Source organism: Klebsiella sp. P1954, assembly GCF_018199955.1.
Classification (GTDB): domain Bacteria; phylum Pseudomonadota; class Gammaproteobacteria; order Enterobacterales; family Enterobacteriaceae; genus Klebsiella; species Klebsiella pneumoniae.
This window is the reverse complement of sequence record NZ_CP073373.1, coordinates 3005757-3020053: the sequence shown is the minus strand read 5'-3', so window position 1 is coordinate 3020053 and position 14297 is coordinate 3005757. Positions and strand designations below refer to the sequence as shown.

Genomic DNA, 14297 nt, shown 5'->3' with positions numbered 1-14297 from the left:
TTTTAATATGGTAGATTCCTCCATCGTTTACGGGATGTGCCAGTCACATATTCTTCATTTCTCTTTACTCACAAAGTATTCATCGACATGAAACGGCATAAGAACTTCAATTTGTTGTTGATGCTGGTACTGCTGGTGGCCGTCGGCCAGATGGCGCAGACCATTTATATTCCGGCCATCGCTGACATGGCGGTCGCGCTGAACGTCCGCGAAGGGGCGGTACAAAGCGTGATGGCGGCCTATCTGCTGACCTACGGTATTTCACAGCTGTTCTACGGCCCGCTCTCTGACCGCGTCGGTCGCCGACCGGTGATCCTCGTCGGGATGTCGATTTTTATGCTGGCGACGCTGGTAGCTATTACCACCCATAGCCTGCCAGTGCTGATCGCCGCCAGCGCCATGCAGGGGATGGGCACCGGGGTCGGCGGCGTGATGGCGCGTACCCTGCCCCGCGACCTGTACGAAGGCGCTCAGCTGCGTCATGCCAATAGCCTGTTAAATATGGGTATTCTGGTCAGCCCGCTGATTGCCCCGCTGCTCGGCGGCATCCTCGACACCCTGTGGAGCTGGCGCGCCTGCTACGCTTTCCTGCTGGTCCTGTGCGCCGGGGTGACCTTCAGCATGGCGAAGTGGATGCCGGAAACGCGCCCGGAAGGGGCGCCGCGCACCAAACTTCTGGCCAGCTACAAAACGCTGTTCGGCACCGGCGCCTTTAACTGCTATCTGCTGATGCTGATCGGCGGCCTGGCGGGGATTGCGGTATTCGAAGCCTGCTCCGGGGTGCTGATGGGCGCGGTGCTCGGCCTGAGCAGCATGGCGGTGAGTATTCTGTTTATTCTGCCGATCCCGGCGGCGTTCTTCGGGGCGTGGTTTGCCGGCCGGCCGAACAAGCGTTTCCCGACCCTGATGTGGCAGTCGGTGATCTGCTGCCTGCTGGCAGGTCTGATGATGTGGATCCCAGGGCTGCTGGGCATCATGACCGTCTGGACCCTGCTGGTGCCTGCGGCGCTGTTCTTCTTCGGCGCCGGGATGTTGTTCCCGCTGGCCACCAGCGGCGCGATGGAGCCGTTCCCGTTCCTCGCCGGAACCGCCGGGGCGCTGGTGGGCGGCTTGCAGAATATCGGCTCCGGCGTGCTGGCCTGGCTGTCGGCGATGATGCCGCAAACCGGTCAGGGCAGCCTCGGCCTGCTGATGATGCTGATGGGCCTGTTGATTCTGCTGTGCTGGCTGCCGCTGGCCTCGCGCTTCACCCACCATCAGCAGCCGGTATAAGCGCGGCGGCCGTTCCCCGGATGGCGGTTGACGCCTTATCCGGGCTACCGGACTGGTCGTCTGCCGGCCCGCGCATGCGCAGTGCCGTCATTTTGCCGGGTGGCGGCTCACGCCTTACCCGGCCTCCCTAACAACACCGAGGGATAGCCCGGCTCATTTTCAGGTCAGGCTATGCAGCCACTCGATAAAGGCGTCGATTTTCGGCCACTGACGGCCCGGCAGGGTGGTCACGTAATAATGCTGATGGCATTTCAGCGTCATATCGCCGAACGGGGCGATCAACTCCCCACTCTCCAGCCGCTTCTGCACCAGCCGTTTACGCCCCATCGCTACCCCGACATGATTCATCGCCGCAATCACCGCTAAATCAGAACGATCGAAGCCAATGCCCGACGATTGCGGCAGTTCAATCCCAAATTGCTGTGCCCAACTGAACCATTCATCGGTGCCGGAATCATTGCTCCATGCCTGGCGATCGTGAAGCAGCGTACAGTGGCGCAGACTGGCAGGATTTGACGTTAACTGCAGCTGGCGGGCGTAATACGGCGTACATACCGGCACGATCGCCTCATCCATCAGAAAATGGTGGCTTAGCTGCGACGACGGCGCGTCATCAAAATAGATTGCCAGATCGATACCCGCCCGCTGCAGGTTGACGTTATCGTTGCCGGTCAGCACGGTCAGCGAGATGGCCGGGTAGCGGCGACTGAAATCCCCCAGCGCCGGCACCAGCCAGCACTGGGCGATAGAGGGCCGCGAGTAGACCGTCAGACTGCCGGAGAGCTCCTGGTTTTTGATGTCCAGAATCTCCTGATTGAGACCATCCAGCGACGCCTTCAGCGCCCAGTAAACGCGCTTCCCTTCACGCGTCAGCTCCACTTTGCGGTGCGAGCGGACAAAGAGCTGGATCCCCAGCTCCTCTTCCAGCTGATTAATCCGGTGACTGACGGCGCTTGGGGTGAGCGCCAGCTCGTCGGCGGCAAGGGCGAACGACTCGTGCCGCGCCGCCACCTCAAACGTCGACAGCCTGGAGAGTTGCCAGCCGTTCAGCAACCGGGTACCTAAGGTTTTTAGCACATCCATTATGCGCTCCTGGCGATAAAAGGGAGTCTGGATGATAAAAAAATAACGCCGGAACTTCCGCTAAAGGATGAGTTAATTTGACCCATAGCATATTTAGAGGTCACTTTTAGAGCTAAATCACCTTTTTGATTCAATTTGGCTCATCTGAAAGGTCATTTATATCGTTTGTCAGCCCATGCCGAGTTTCTGTTCAATAACCACACGTTACTTACGGCGAGGTGGGGTATGGAATCGCAAATTTGGGTTGTGAGCACATTGCTGATTAGCATCGTGTTAATTGTATTAACCATCGTCAAACTGAAGTTTCATCCGTTTCTGGCGCTTCTGCTGGCGAGCTTTTTCGTCGGGGCGATGATGGGAATGGGCCCGCTGGAGATGGTCAACGCCATTGAGAGCGGGATCGGCGGTACGCTGGGCTTCCTGGCGGCGGTGATCGGTCTCGGCACCATTCTCGGCAAGATGATGGAGGTCTCCGGCGCGGCGGAGCGCATCGGCCTGACGCTCCAGCGCTGCCGCTGGCTGTCGGCGGATGTGATTATGGTGCTGGTCGGCCTGATCTGCGGCATTACCCTGTTTGTCGAAGTCGGGGTGGTGCTGCTGATCCCGCTGGCATTCTCCATCGCCAAAAAAACCAATACTTCGCTGCTGAAGCTGGCTATTCCGCTGTGTACCGCGCTGATGGCGGTGCACTGCGTGGTACCGCCGCATCCGGCCGCGCTGTTCGTGGCGAATAAACTGGGGGCTGATATCGGGACGGTTATCGTCTATGGCCTGCTGGTCGGTCTGATCGCCTCGCTGGTCGGCGGCCCGCTGTTCCTCAGGCTGCTCGGCAACCGCCTGCCGTTTAAACCAGTGCCAGCCGAGTTTTCCAACCTCGACGTTCGCGAAGAATCGACGCTGCCGTCGCTCGGCGCCACGCTGTTTACCGTGCTGTTACCGATTGGCCTGATGCTGGTGAAAACCGTCGCTGAACTGAATATGGCGAAAGGCGGCACGCTGTATACAGTGCTGGAATTTATCGGCAACCCCATCACCGCGATGTTTATCGCCGTCTTTGTCGCCTATTACATGCTCGGCATCCGTCGGCAAATGGGGATGGGCGTTCTGCTGACTCATACCGAAAACGGCTTTGGGTCCATCGCCAACATCCTGCTGATTATCGGCGCCGGCGGCGCATTCAACGCGATTTTGAAATCCAGCGGCCTGGCCGATAGCCTCGCGGTGATCCTGTCGAACCTTGATATGCACCCGATTTTGCTGGCCTGGCTGGTGGCGCTTATCCTGCACGCCGCCGTTGGCTCCGCCACCGTGGCGATGATGGGCGCTACCGCCATCGTTGCCCCGATGCTGCCGCTTTATCCCGGCGTAAGCCCGGAGATCATCGCCATTGCCATCGGTTCCGGCGCCATTGGCTGCACGATCGTCACCGATTCCCTGTTCTGGCTGGTAAAACAGTACTGCGGCGCCAGCCTCAGTGAAACGTTCAAGTACTACACGACAGCGACATTTATCGCGTCGCTACTTGCACTGGCCGCCACCTTCCTGCTTTCTTTCATTATCTGAGCGCAAAGAGACGTATGATGAAACACGTTGACCTGACCACCTTAACCGCGACCTTCCCGCTTGTGCAGGATCTGATCGCCCTGAAAGAAACCACCTGGTTTAACCCGGCAACCACCACCCTGGCGGAGGGGTTGCCTTACGTCGGTCTGACCGCCGACGATGTGCAAGACGCCCATGCCCGCCTTCAGCGCTTCGCGCCCTATCTGGCGGCAGCCTTCCCGGAAACCGCCGCGAGCGGCGGGATTATCGAATCAGAAGTGGTTGCCATTCCGGCAATGAAACGCAGCCTTGAGCAAAAATTCGGCCAGCCAATTAGCGGCGAACTGCTGCTGAAAAAAGACAGCCATCTGCCGATCTCCGGATCAATCAAAGCGCGCGGTGGGATTTATGAAGTGCTGACCCATGCGGAAAAGCTGGCGCTGGAAGCCGGGCTGCTGACGACCGCAGACGATTATCGCAAATTGCTGACGCCGGAGTTTAAACAGTTCTTTAGCCAGTTCAGCATCGCCGTCGGCTCCACCGGCAACCTTGGGATGTCAATCGGCATCATGAGCGCGTGCATTGGTTTTCAAGTCACGGTGCATATGTCCGCCGATGCCAGGGCGTGGAAAAAAGCCAAACTGCGCAGCCACGGCGTAACGGTGGTTGAGTATGAAGAGGACTATGGCGTGGCGGTCGAACAGGGGCGCAAGGCAGCGGAATCCGATCCGAACTGCTTTTTTATCGATGATGAAAACTCGCGCACGCTGTTCCTCGGCTATGCCGTAGCCGGCGAGCGCCTGAAAGCGCAGTTCGCGCAAGCAGGGCGCGTGGTCGATGCCGATCATCCGCTGTTCGTCTATCTGCCGTGCGGCGTCGGCGGCGGCCCCGGCGGCGTGGCATTTGGCCTGAAGCTGGCCTTCGGCGACCATGTTCACTGCCTGTTCGCCGAACCGACCCATTCGCCATGCATGCTGCTCGGCGTCTATACCGGGCTCCACGACCAGATAGCGGTGCAGGATTTAGGCATTGATAACCTGACCGCGGCCGACGGTCTGGCGGTCGGCAGGGCGTCCGGGTTCGTTGGCCGGGCAATGGAGCGCCTGCTCGACGGGTTCTATACCCTTGACGACCAGAAGATGTATGACATGCTGGGCTGGCTGGCGGCAGCGGAAAATATCCGCCTTGAACCCTCCGCGCTGGCCGGGATGGCCGGAGCGCAGCGGGTCTGCGCCAGCAAAGCGTACCATCAGCTGCAGGGGCTGAGTGAGCAACAGCTGCAGCAGGCCACCCACCTGGTGTGGGCCACCGGCGGCGGCATGGTGCCGGAGGAGGAGATGGCGCAGTACCTGGCGAAGGGGCGCTAATCTTTAGCGCAGCAGCGGCATCAGCGCCTCTGGCGGCCGCTGCTGTCGCCGCAGGTCCCGCATCACTCGCATATAAGGCCCGCTAAAATCGTAGAACTGCCGGTAACCCGCGCACAGCGGGTCTTCCTGTTCGCCACAGCGGCACAGGCGCAGCCACGGGCAGCCGTAGCAGGTGCTGTTGGCCGCCGGCGCGCCTGGCTGGGTCAGCGTCTCGCCGCACCAGGCGCTCAGCGTCTCGCTAAACAGTAAAATATTGATGCGCCCAATATCTTCCCGCACCCAGCGGTGAAAGACTGCGCAGAGAAACTCTCCCCAAAGCGCGGCGTCGCCGGCCGCCAGCTGCGGAATAAAATGGATAGCGGTGAGCCCCTGTTGACGCAGCTGCGCATAGAACGCCTGCGGTTGATGGCAATGATGCGCCTCCACCACGACAGCCTGAAAGGGAGTGTCATGTTGCTGGCCGGGGGCATGAGTGAGAGGCAAATTCGCCGGACATCCTGTCATGACATATCCCTAATGAATAAAACGATCGGTTGAAGGTGAGTAACAGCAAACAGGAATGCCAGAGAAAGTACTGCGAGTGCGATCAAAAATTTGTCACGAACCGCCCGCGGCTGTAAAAAATCGCTATCGTCGACATCCATCAGATGACGACGGCGGGTATAGCCCCAGAGGATCACCGCCACAATCGCCAGTACACCGATCGACAGCCAGAACGGCAGGCCGGCGCGGTGCCAGCTGTGCTTAATCGCCAGCGCCATCAGCGCGCCGTAGCCCAACAGGGTGCGAAACCAGGCCAGCGAGGTGCGCTCTGGCTGAAGACCGGGATCGCTTTCCCGCCGCGCCCGGCGTTTATCCGCCATACACCACCAGCAGCATCACCGCGGCCACCACCGCCAGCAGCAGAATGCTAATCACCAGCAGCGTGCGGGTATAGGGAAGGTCCTGCTTGAGGCGCATCGCCTTCTCGTTATTCAGCCAGCGCAGATAGCCATAGATGGCCATGCCGCCGGCAAAGAGACACAGCAGCAGGGCGAGAATTTCACGGATCAGCGGCGTGGCAAAGTCCGGCGCTAACTGGTCAAGGCCGACGCCGGCGGCAAGAAAACCGAGCGCCGTGCGGATCCATGCCAGAAAGGTGCGTTCGTTAGCCAGCGAAAAGCGGTAATCCGGCGCTTCGCCGAGGCGGGAGATTTTCATTACAGTTCCTTGTTCATCGCGCTGCAGGCTTCAGCATAGCGTAAATCAGGAACCGGGGAGAAGAACCGGCGCCCCGCAGGGCGCCGGTATTATAACGGGGATTAATGCAGCTCAGGCCAGTAATCTTTGTTGGCGGCAATGAGGTCGTTGAGGATCGCTTTCGCCACCGAGGCGCTCGGCACGGTTTTCGACAGGGTAATCGCCTGCCACAGCTTGTGGTAAGAGCGCTGTTCCCAGGCATCGACCACCAGTTTTTCCACTGCCACCTGCTGGCTCATCAGCCCTTTCTGGAAATGCGGGATGTCGCCTACCGTCAGCGGCTCCGGTCCGTTGTGGCCTACCAGACAAGGGATCTCCACCATCGCGTCGGCGTCAAAGTTATGGATCGCGCCATTGTTCGGCACAATCAGCAGCATCCTTTCCTGCGTGTTAAAGGCGATAGCCGTCGCCAGATCGACGATATAGGAGGCATGCTCGTCAATCTCCAGATCGCCGGCGGTGGATTTCCCGGCGGCGATGATCGCCCGGCAGGCGCTGAAGACGTTTTTCTCCCGATGATCCATCACCTCATTGGCGCGGGTGCGTTCCGGGTTGGAGTGGGCTACCACATAGTCCGGGAACAGATAATATTTCAGGTAGGTGTTCGGCATGGTCTGCGGATCCAGCGCCTGCACATCTTTCGCTTTGGCAAAGGTGTCGTTCCAGCTGGCCTCGGTGTGCGGATCGTTCGAGGGCGGCACATAGCCGTATTTCGCCACATATTCGCGCAGTTTCGGCATCAAATCATTGCCGTCGAGGTCCTCAATCGAGGTCCACCAGCCGAAGTGGTTGAGGCCGTAGTAGCGCACGCGCATCTGTTTACGGTCTTTGAGGCCGACAATCTGCGCCATCCGCCCTTCAATGCCGATCGGCATATCGCAGATGTTGAGGATTTTGGCGTTCGGCCGCAGACGACGAGTGGCTTCCGCCACAATCGCCGCCGGGTTGGAGTAGTTAAGCATCCAGGCGTTCGGCGAATATTTTTCCATATAATCCACCAGCTCCAGCACGCCGCCGATAGAGCGCATACCGTAGGCGATCCCGCCCGGTCCGCAGGTCTCCTGGCCCAGCACGCCGTGGCGTAGCGGAATTTTCTCATCCTGTTCACGCATCGGATATTTCCCGACGCGGATATGCGCCATGACAAAATCAACATCGGTAAACGCCGCCTGCGGATCGGTGGTATAGCTGAATTCAATCTCCGGCGCCTGCTCTTTGAGGATCACTTTGCACGCCTCGGCGATGGTCTCCTGGCGCGCGCCGTCGTTGTCGTAAAATTTCAGCGACCGCAGCGGAAAACGATCCTGGTTTGCCAGCAGCATCAGGACAATGCCCGGGGTGAAGGTGCTGCCGCCGCCTGCGATAACAACTGAGAATTTTTTCATGATACTGCCTCCGTCATGGTGGTATGTTCGGTCGAAAGAGAATCTTTCATCAGGTTTTCCAGCTGGTCGCGCACCTGGGGAACGTGCAGGCCGACGATGACCTGAATCCCGTTGCCGCGGCGTACTACCCCGTGGGCGCCCAGCGCTTTAAAGACGTCGTCACTTTGCGTTTTCGCCATATCGACCAGCGCGATGCGCAGTCGGGTGGCGCAGTTGTTGATGCTTTCAATGTTGTCGGCGCCGCCGAGGGCCTGCAGGAAGCCAGCGGCCTGACCCAGCCGGGTCTCTGGCGCGGCGGCGGCCGTGGTTTTACCTCGTGCCGCCTGGTAATCGGCCTTGCTGTAGAGCTTGATTTCGCTCTCTTCCCGGCCAGGCGTCTTCAGGTTCAGACGCAGGATCAGGGTACGGAAGACTACGAAGTAGAGGGCGGTGAAACAGAGGCCGATGCCTATCTGAATGAACATCATCGAAGCGTGGTGATGGAACATTGGGATCCAGTTTTGCGGCAAGAATTGATCGAGCAGGCCGCCGCCGAAGTTGCCCACCACGCCGCAGATGTACATCACCGTCGCCATGGTCGCCGCCAGCACCGCGTGAACGGCGAACAGCAGCGGCGAGATGAAGAGGAAGGTGAACTCCAGCGGCTCGGTGATCCCGACCAGCATCGCGGTCAGGGTGGCGGGGATCAGCAGGCCGGCGACCTTGACGCGGTTTTCCGGCGCGGCGGTGAAATAGAGCGCCAGCGCAATCCCCACCGACCCAAACACTTTCGAGTTACCGTGCAGGGCAAAGCCGCCCTCCGGGAACAGCGTCTTCAGCGGTTCCGTACTCTGACTGAACGCCTGCAGATGCTCTGCCCAGTAGACCTGCAGTCCGCCCTCCACCACCGCCGGGCCAAAGATGAACGGGCCATAGACGAAGTGGTGCAGGCCGGTGGGGATCAGGATGCGCTCAAGGAAGATGTAAACCCACACTCCAAGCGCCCCGGCTGAGCGCAGAAAGGCCTGCAGCGATTCAATACCCAGCTGGACCTTTGGCCAGCCGAGCAGGGTCAGCCAGGCGCAAGGGATCATCGCGAGGAAGGCGACAATGACCACAAACGATGAACCCTGAAAGATGCCGAGGAATACCGGCAGGGGTTTATCGAAATAGCGATTGTGCAGGGCCGTCACCAGACCGGAGATGACGATGGCGCCGATAATGCTGGTGTCGAGGGTTTTGATCCCGGCAATCATCGTCAGGCCGCTGCCGGCCGTGGGTTCAGCGGAAAAATCGACGCCGAAGAAGTGGCCCCAGGTCATCCCCATGGCGTTGATAAAATAGTTCCAGGTGAGAAAGCTCACCAGCACCGCCAGACAGGCCCGGCCCTGGGCCTGTTTCGCCAGGCCGATCGGCAGACCGACGGCGAAAATCAGCGGCATATTACGAAAGACGGTCCAGCCGCCCTCCTCAATGATGTGAACGATCTGGGCAAACAGGCTGTCGGGTGCGGTCAGCGCTTCGCCGACGAACATCGGGTTGCGCAGCATGATGGCGATACCGACCACAATCCCGGCAAAAGGAAACAATAAAACCGGGGTAAACATGGCGCCGCCAAAGCGTTGTATTTGACTGAGCATTGGGAAATCCTCATGTAACAACTCGTAGGGTGAGTGGCCTTCTTTTTCTTGATTACCGGCCTGACTGGAGAATAAAAATTTGCCCGTCCGACAACATGCCGCGCCGTTGCGATTCGTGATCCCATTCATGGTTTTAATTTGGCCAAAGTTGTCTACTTCGATAACAAAAGTTAGACATCGATAAGTCAGGCAGCGAAATTAACTAAATGAATGTTTCTTAATTGATTGTAATTAATCTATTTTTTTAGAAAAAAGAGCACAAAGCGACATCCCCTTTTCCTGCACAAGAGGACTACTGGTGATCTACAAATCCATTGCTGACCGCCTGCGGCTGCGGCTGAATTCCGCCGACTTCGCCATCGGCAGCCCGCTACCAGGAGAGAAAAAACTGGCCGAGGAGTTCGGGGTGGCGCGCATGACTATTCGCAAAGCCATCGATCTGCTGGTGGACTGGGGATTGGTTGTGCGTCGCCACGGCTCGGGAACTTACGTGGCGCGTAAAGACGTCCATCATGAAACCAGCAATCTGACCGGCCTGGCGGAAGTGCTGCGCAAGCAGGGTAAAGAGGTGGTGAGTCAGGTGCTGGCCTTCGAGGTGATGCCCGCCCCGCCGGCCATCGCCAGTCTGCTGCGGATTAAAATTGATGAACGGATCTACTTCTCACGGCGGGTGCGCTACGTCGACGGCAAGCCGCTGATGCTGGAGGATAGCTATATGCCGGTGAAGCTGTTCCGCAACCTGTCGCTGAGTCATCTGGAAGGGTCGAAATTTGATTATATTGAGAAGGAGTGCGGGATCATCATCAGCGGGAACTATGAAACGCTGACGCCGGTGCTGGCGGACAAGCAGCTGGCGCGCTCAATGAACGTCCCGGAGCAGACGCCGCTGCTGCGTATTACCTCCCTTTCCTACAGCGACAGCGGCGAGTTTCTTAACTATTCGGTCATGTTCCGCAACGCCAGCGAGTATCAGGTGGACTATCACCTGCGCCGCGTCCAGGCGCAAAGCCCGCTAGCTCAGTCCCCAGAACAGCACGGCGAGTAGCTGCGGGGTGATAATGCGCAGGAACATCACCAGCGGATAGACGGTGGCATACGAGAGCGCCGCTGCGCCGCTGGTGGCGTGCAGGTTGTTGGCGAAGGCCAGCGCCGGCGGGTCGGTCATGGAGCCGGCCAGCATGCCGCACAGCGTCAGATAGTTCATTTTCGCCAGCATGCGCGCGAGGATGCCCACCGTCAGCAGCGGGATGGCGGTGATGAAAATGCCGTAAGCGATCCAGCTCAGACCATCGCCCTGGGTCAGGGTGGCGACAAAGTCACCCCCCGATTTTAGCCCGACCACCGCCAGAAACAGCACGATCCCCAGCTCGCGCAGCGCCAGGTTGGCGCTCGGCGGCATAAACCAGTACAGCTTGCCGATACTGCCGATACGCCCAAGGATCAGCGCCATAATCAGCGGCCCACCGGCCAGTCCCAGCTTCAATGCTGCAGGGAAGCCGGGAATAAACAACGGGATAGATCCCAGCAGTACCCCGAGTCCGATGCCGATAAACACCGGCAGCATCTGGACCTGCTGCAGCTTCTGCTGAGCGTTACCCAGTTCGGCGGCCACGGCGTCAATTGCCTCCGGACGGCCGACCAGGTTGAGGATGTCACCAAACTGCAGGCTGGCGCTGCTGCTGGCTACCAGCTCGACGCCTGCCCGGTTAAGCCGGGAGATCACTACGTCATAGCGCTGTTTGACGTGCAGATCGCGTATTTTCTTTCCCAGCACTTTTTCGTTAGTGACCACCACCCGCTCCACTTTCAGATCGGTGCCGCGCGTCGACAGCGAGGTCGCCACCTCCTGGCCTATCACCAGCTGCGCATTGTGCAAATCCTCAGGTCGCCCCACCAGGTGCAGCAGGTCGCCAGCCTGGATAAGGGTGCCCGGCGCAGGCACCATCAACAGCTCACCGCGTTTCAGCCGCGAACAGACGATGTTGTCGTTGTTGAGCATCGGCACATCCTGAATCGCCATCTGGTTGAGGTTGGGGTTTTCCACCCGCACGTTGATGGTGTGCAAATGGGCGTGGCCGTTACCGCTGCTCTCCTCAAACCGCTGGGCCTCTTTCTCGACATTGATGCGAAAGAACAGACGCACCAGCCACATGGTCAGCAGAATGCCGCAGATGCCGAACGGATACGCCATCGCGTAGCTCATCCCCATCTGATCAACCACCTCGAACGGTACGCCGAGATCGCGCAGAATTTGCTGCCCGGCCCCCAGCGCTGGCGTGTTGGTCACCGCGCCGGAGAAGATACCGAGCACCACCGGGAGAGGAATATTGAACAGCTTATGCAGCACCGCGGTCACCAGGCCGCCGAGGATAACGATAAGAATAGCGAACAGATTGAGCCGCAGGCCAGAGACCCGCAGCGAGGCGAAAAAGCCCGGCCCCACCTGAATACCGATGGTGTAGACGAACAGGATCAAGCCGAATTCCTGAATAAAATGCAGCATCGGGCTGCTGAGGGCGACGCCCGCCTGATCGACAAAGTGGCCGACGATAATGCCGCCAAATAACACGCCGCCAATACCAAAGCCAACGCCGCGGATTTTGACATTGCCGATCCACAACCCAACCACCGCCACCAGCGCCAGCACGCTGACCGTCAATGCTATCTCACTCATGGTACCGTCCCTGTGAATAACATTATTATTAACAGGGATTATGACCGCGGCCAGGCGGATTGTATGCTGCCTGGCGCACAATAATCATGGAGTAAGATACGCTACTCAGGCGCGTTCTTATTTTTCGCTGCGATAGTGAGTTGCTGAATACTTTTCTCCGGGGAAGGAAGTGCTTCAGGCATAGTGCCACCCAGGTCTTTAATAGTCTGGTGTACTTTTTGCCCTACGTCATAATGCGTTTTGTTGGCGAGTTGCTTCGAATCAACCGCGTCCCGACGTAGTTTTTCTTCCGTTTGGGTAGCACGAAACAGGTTGGCCGCGAGCTCAGTCGATCCCATATAGTCGAGTATTTTTTGGCTTTTCTTTAGGCCCTTACGCTCATGGATTGCTTTTTGGTCAAGACCACCATAGAGACCTTTATAACCATGGTTTTGAAAGACAGCAAAATCAAGAGTCGTCTCAACACCAGCACGTTGGGCCGTTTCAACCAGATGTTTATTATGCTCTTTGAGCTCATTGCGCAGGAACAGTCGCTTTTCATCCTCTCGTAGAGACTTAAATATTTGATCATCTTGCAATTCCTGGCGCCGGGTTTGCAAGGCAAAGTACGTTTGCCCCGCAGCAATCACCGGTTTCGACGGATCGCCATTTTGCACTACCAGATAGCAGGCGTAGCGTGAGAGGTGGAAATCTTCAAGATTCCTGCTGGCGCCAGAACCTAATTCGACCATTTTGTTGGTTTCAACAAAATGGTCTGCCGAGGGATGACCACTCGCCTCACATGAAATTATCGCTTTTGCAATGACCTTATAAAAATTCCGCCACTCTTTATAGTCAAGCAGGGGACCAAGGTTGCGGGCAGACCAATACTCCCGCCCCGCCTCATCGCTCTTTCTAATCGCTTCAAATGGCTGCTGTTCGTTCATAACGTATCCTTGTTTGAGTGAGTCCCAAAGTATGATTATTTTTTAAACTGAAACACCCGTTGCAGCAAAGAAGTTTATTGTGCTCTCGCACACAAAAAAGCCCCGAAAATCGGGGCCTTATAAGTTATTCGCTTAATTAACTATTTAACGCTGGTCGTTCGCTGATGGCGATACGCTGCGGGGCGATCTGCTCAGGCTCATTGCGGGTCAGATCGATATGCAGCAGGCCATTGGTGAAGGTCGCGCCAGAGACCTCCATGTTGTCGGCGAGGGTGAAGCTCAGGCTGAAGGCCTGGCTCACCAACCCCTGGTGCAGCCATGTGGTCTCTTTTTCCGCCTGCTGCGGCGTGCCTTTCACCACCAGACGGGTGCCTTCCAGTTGAATATCCAGATCTTCCTGACGGAAACCGGCCAGCGCAAGAGTAATGCGGTAGTGGTTATCGTCGCTTTTTTCGATGTTATAGGGCGGGAAGCTTTGGCTTTCACCGGCGGTTTGCAGGGCGCTGGCCAGTTTGTCAAAACCGATCCATTGACGCAGCAGGGGGGATAAATCGTAGTTACGCATACTGTTTTCTCCTTCTAAGAAGCGAGTGAATACCTGCGAATTCTGTAAATTCGCATCTGCTCCCTGACGGCGAGCAGGTTGTTACATCAGGCCGCCACGCGGCCTGAAACGGACAATTAGTTGATTTCGATGCGGCGCGGCTTGTTCGCTTCCGGGATCACCCGTTCCAGATCGATATACAGCAGGCCGTTCACCAGATTGGCGCCGCGGACGTGAATGTTTTCCGCCAGCTGGAATTTGCGCTCGAAGTTGCGCTCGGCGATCCCCTGATACAGGTAGGTCCGCTCTTTCTGCTCGGCGGCGTGGGCGCCTTTGACGATCAGCAGATTGTCCTGGGCAGTGATCTCCAGCTCGCTTTCAGCAAAGCCAGCCACCGCGATAGCGATGCGATAGTGGTTTTCGTCTACCAGCTCGACGTTATACGGAGGGTAGCCGCCGTTGCTCTGGCTTTGATTGTTTTCCAGCAGGTTGAACAGGCGGTCGAAACCAATGGCTGAACGATATAGCGGGGAAAGATCGAAGTTACGCATAGTAAATAGCTCCTGAAAATCAGCGAGAATCAAATGACCTTCCATCGTGGACAGGCCGCGGTAATCCGGAATACCCCTCAGGCGTATTCTCAGTG

Annotated in this window: 15 protein-coding genes and 1 other annotated feature; of the genes, 4 read left to right on the top strand and 11 right to left on the bottom strand. The window is 57.9% G+C overall.

What is annotated here, in order from left to right:
• Positions 1-87 precede the first annotated feature (87 nt).
• The gene (gene emrD / locus KB890_RS14435) at positions 88-1272 is read left to right on the top strand and encodes a multidrug efflux MFS transporter EmrD (RefSeq protein ID WP_004181587.1); all 1185 of its coding nucleotides are present in this window, start codon (positions 88-90) and stop codon (positions 1270-1272) included.
• Between the two features lie 159 nt (positions 1273-1431).
• Here emrD and dsdC read toward each other — a convergent pair whose 3' ends face one another.
• A complete protein-coding gene (gene dsdC, locus KB890_RS14430) occupies positions 1432-2355 on the bottom strand; it encodes a DNA-binding transcriptional regulator DsdC (RefSeq protein WP_004150274.1) in 924 nt (307 codons plus the stop codon).
• Positions 2355-2489 (bottom strand): hypothetical protein, encoded by a 135-nt coding sequence (locus KB890_RS14425; RefSeq protein WP_004145063.1) that lies wholly within the window; start codon positions 2487-2489, stop codon positions 2355-2357. Before KB890_RS14425 ends, dsdC begins: the two co-directional genes overlap by 1 nt.
• Before the next feature lie 91 nt (positions 2490-2580).
• Here KB890_RS14425 and dsdX point away from each other — a divergent pair, with 91 nt between their 5' ends.
• Positions 2581-3918: a D-serine transporter DsdX gene (gene dsdX, locus KB890_RS14420; protein WP_004173855.1), complete on the top strand. Its 1338-nt coding sequence runs from the start codon at positions 2581-2583 to the stop codon at positions 3916-3918.
• A 17-nt stretch (positions 3919-3935) separates the two neighbouring features.
• Positions 3936-5264 carry a D-serine ammonia-lyase gene (gene dsdA, locus KB890_RS14415; protein WP_004181588.1) on the top strand — a complete coding sequence of 443 codons (1329 nt, stop codon included), beginning with the start codon at positions 3936-3938 and terminating at the stop codon, positions 5262-5264.
• A gap of 3 nt (positions 5265-5267) precedes the next feature.
• On the opposite strand, the gene KB890_RS14410 is transcribed toward dsdA, so the two are convergent.
• From KB890_RS14410 to KB890_RS14390, 5 genes are all read right to left on the bottom strand, one after another.
• Positions 5268-5690, bottom strand: coding sequence for a radical SAM protein (locus KB890_RS14410; RefSeq protein ID WP_002923302.1), 423 nt, complete (start codon positions 5688-5690; stop codon positions 5268-5270).
• Between the two features lie 74 nt (positions 5691-5764).
• Entirely contained in the window at positions 5765-6127 is a 363-nt protein-coding gene (locus tag KB890_RS14405; protein ID WP_002923304.1) for a DUF202 domain-containing protein, read from the bottom strand.
• Positions 6117-6464, bottom strand: coding sequence for a YidH family protein (locus tag KB890_RS14400; protein WP_002923305.1), 348 nt, complete (start codon positions 6462-6464; stop codon positions 6117-6119). The genes KB890_RS14405 and KB890_RS14400 overlap by 11 nt, the downstream gene beginning before the upstream one ends.
• A gap of 101 nt (positions 6465-6565) precedes the next feature.
• Positions 6566-7888, bottom strand: a complete 1323-nt coding sequence (locus tag KB890_RS14395; protein WP_004181589.1) for a 6-phospho-alpha-glucosidase — start codon at positions 7886-7888, stop codon at positions 6566-6568.
• The gene (locus KB890_RS14390; protein ID WP_002923307.1) at positions 7885-9507 is read right to left on the bottom strand and encodes an alpha-glucoside-specific PTS transporter subunit IIBC; all 1623 of its coding nucleotides are present in this window, start codon (positions 9505-9507) and stop codon (positions 7885-7887) included. The genes KB890_RS14395 and KB890_RS14390 overlap by 4 nt, the downstream gene beginning before the upstream one ends.
• Before the next feature lie 298 nt (positions 9508-9805).
• Here KB890_RS14390 and KB890_RS14385 point away from each other — a divergent pair, with 298 nt between their 5' ends.
• Positions 9806-10552: a GntR family transcriptional regulator gene (locus KB890_RS14385; protein WP_004181590.1), complete on the top strand. Its 747-nt coding sequence runs from the start codon at positions 9806-9808 to the stop codon at positions 10550-10552.
• Here the strand turns inward: KB890_RS14385 and KB890_RS14380 are convergent.
• The 4 genes from KB890_RS14380 to ibpA all read right to left on the bottom strand — a co-directional run bounded on the left by KB890_RS14380 (position 10520) and on the right by ibpA (position 14202).
• Positions 10520-12181, bottom strand: coding sequence for a putative transporter (locus tag KB890_RS14380; RefSeq protein WP_004181591.1), 1662 nt, complete (start codon positions 12179-12181; stop codon positions 10520-10522). The genes KB890_RS14385 and KB890_RS14380 overlap by 33 nt on opposite strands.
• Positions 12182-12282: 101 nt before the next feature.
• Complete coding sequence (gene dinD, locus KB890_RS14375) at positions 12283-13107, bottom strand: DNA damage-inducible protein D (RefSeq protein WP_004181592.1); 825 nt, start codon at positions 13105-13107, stop codon at positions 12283-12285.
• Positions 13108-13243: 136 nt separating this feature from the next.
• Positions 13244-13672 carry a small heat shock chaperone IbpB gene (ibpB, locus tag KB890_RS14370; RefSeq protein ID WP_004181593.1) on the bottom strand — a complete coding sequence of 143 codons (429 nt, stop codon included), beginning with the start codon at positions 13670-13672 and terminating at the stop codon, positions 13244-13246.
• Positions 13673-13788: 116 nt separating this feature from the next.
• Entirely contained in the window at positions 13789-14202 is a 414-nt protein-coding gene (gene ibpA, locus KB890_RS14365; RefSeq protein WP_004151523.1) for a small heat shock chaperone IbpA, read from the bottom strand.
• Positions 14196-14271, bottom strand: a sequence feature (ROSE (Repression Of Heat Shock gene Expression) occurs in the 5'-region of heat shock genes and acts as an RNA thermometer to modulate expression.). It overlaps the preceding gene by 7 nt.
• Positions 14272-14297 lie beyond the last annotated feature (26 nt).

Excerpts from the sequence above, each read along its gene's own strand:
- dinD (WP_004181592.1), bottom strand. The coding sequence starts at position 13,107 with ATGAACGAACAGCAGCCATTTGAAGCGATTAGAAAGAGCGATGAGGCG.
- dsdA (WP_004181588.1), top strand. The coding sequence starts at position 3,936 with ATGAAACACGTTGACCTGACCACCTTAACCGCGACCTTCCCGCTTGTG.
- dsdX (WP_004173855.1), top strand. The coding sequence starts at position 2,581 with ATGGAATCGCAAATTTGGGTTGTGAGCACATTGCTGATTAGCATCGTG.
- KB890_RS14400 (WP_002923305.1), bottom strand. The coding sequence starts at position 6,464 with ATGAAAATCTCCCGCCTCGGCGAAGCGCCGGATTACCGCTTTTCGCTG.
- ibpA (WP_004151523.1), bottom strand. The coding sequence starts at position 14,202 with ATGCGTAACTTCGATCTTTCCCCGCTATATCGTTCAGCCATTGGTTTC.
- ibpB (WP_004181593.1), bottom strand. The coding sequence starts at position 13,672 with ATGCGTAACTACGATTTATCCCCCCTGCTGCGTCAATGGATCGGTTTT.
- KB890_RS14395 (WP_004181589.1), bottom strand. The coding sequence starts at position 7,888 with ATGAAAAAATTCTCAGTTGTTATCGCAGGCGGCGGCAGCACCTTCACC.
- dsdC (WP_004150274.1), bottom strand. The coding sequence starts at position 2,355 with ATGGATGTGCTAAAAACCTTAGGTACCCGGTTGCTGAACGGCTGGCAA.
- emrD (WP_004181587.1), top strand. The coding sequence starts at position 88 with ATGAAACGGCATAAGAACTTCAATTTGTTGTTGATGCTGGTACTGCTG.
- KB890_RS14380 (WP_004181591.1), bottom strand. The coding sequence starts at position 12,181 with ATGAGTGAGATAGCATTGACGGTCAGCGTGCTGGCGCTGGTGGCGGTG.
- KB890_RS14405 (WP_002923304.1), bottom strand. The coding sequence starts at position 6,127 with ATGGCGGATAAACGCCGGGCGCGGCGGGAAAGCGATCCCGGTCTTCAG.
- KB890_RS14390 (WP_002923307.1), bottom strand. The coding sequence starts at position 9,507 with ATGCTCAGTCAAATACAACGCTTTGGCGGCGCCATGTTTACCCCGGTT.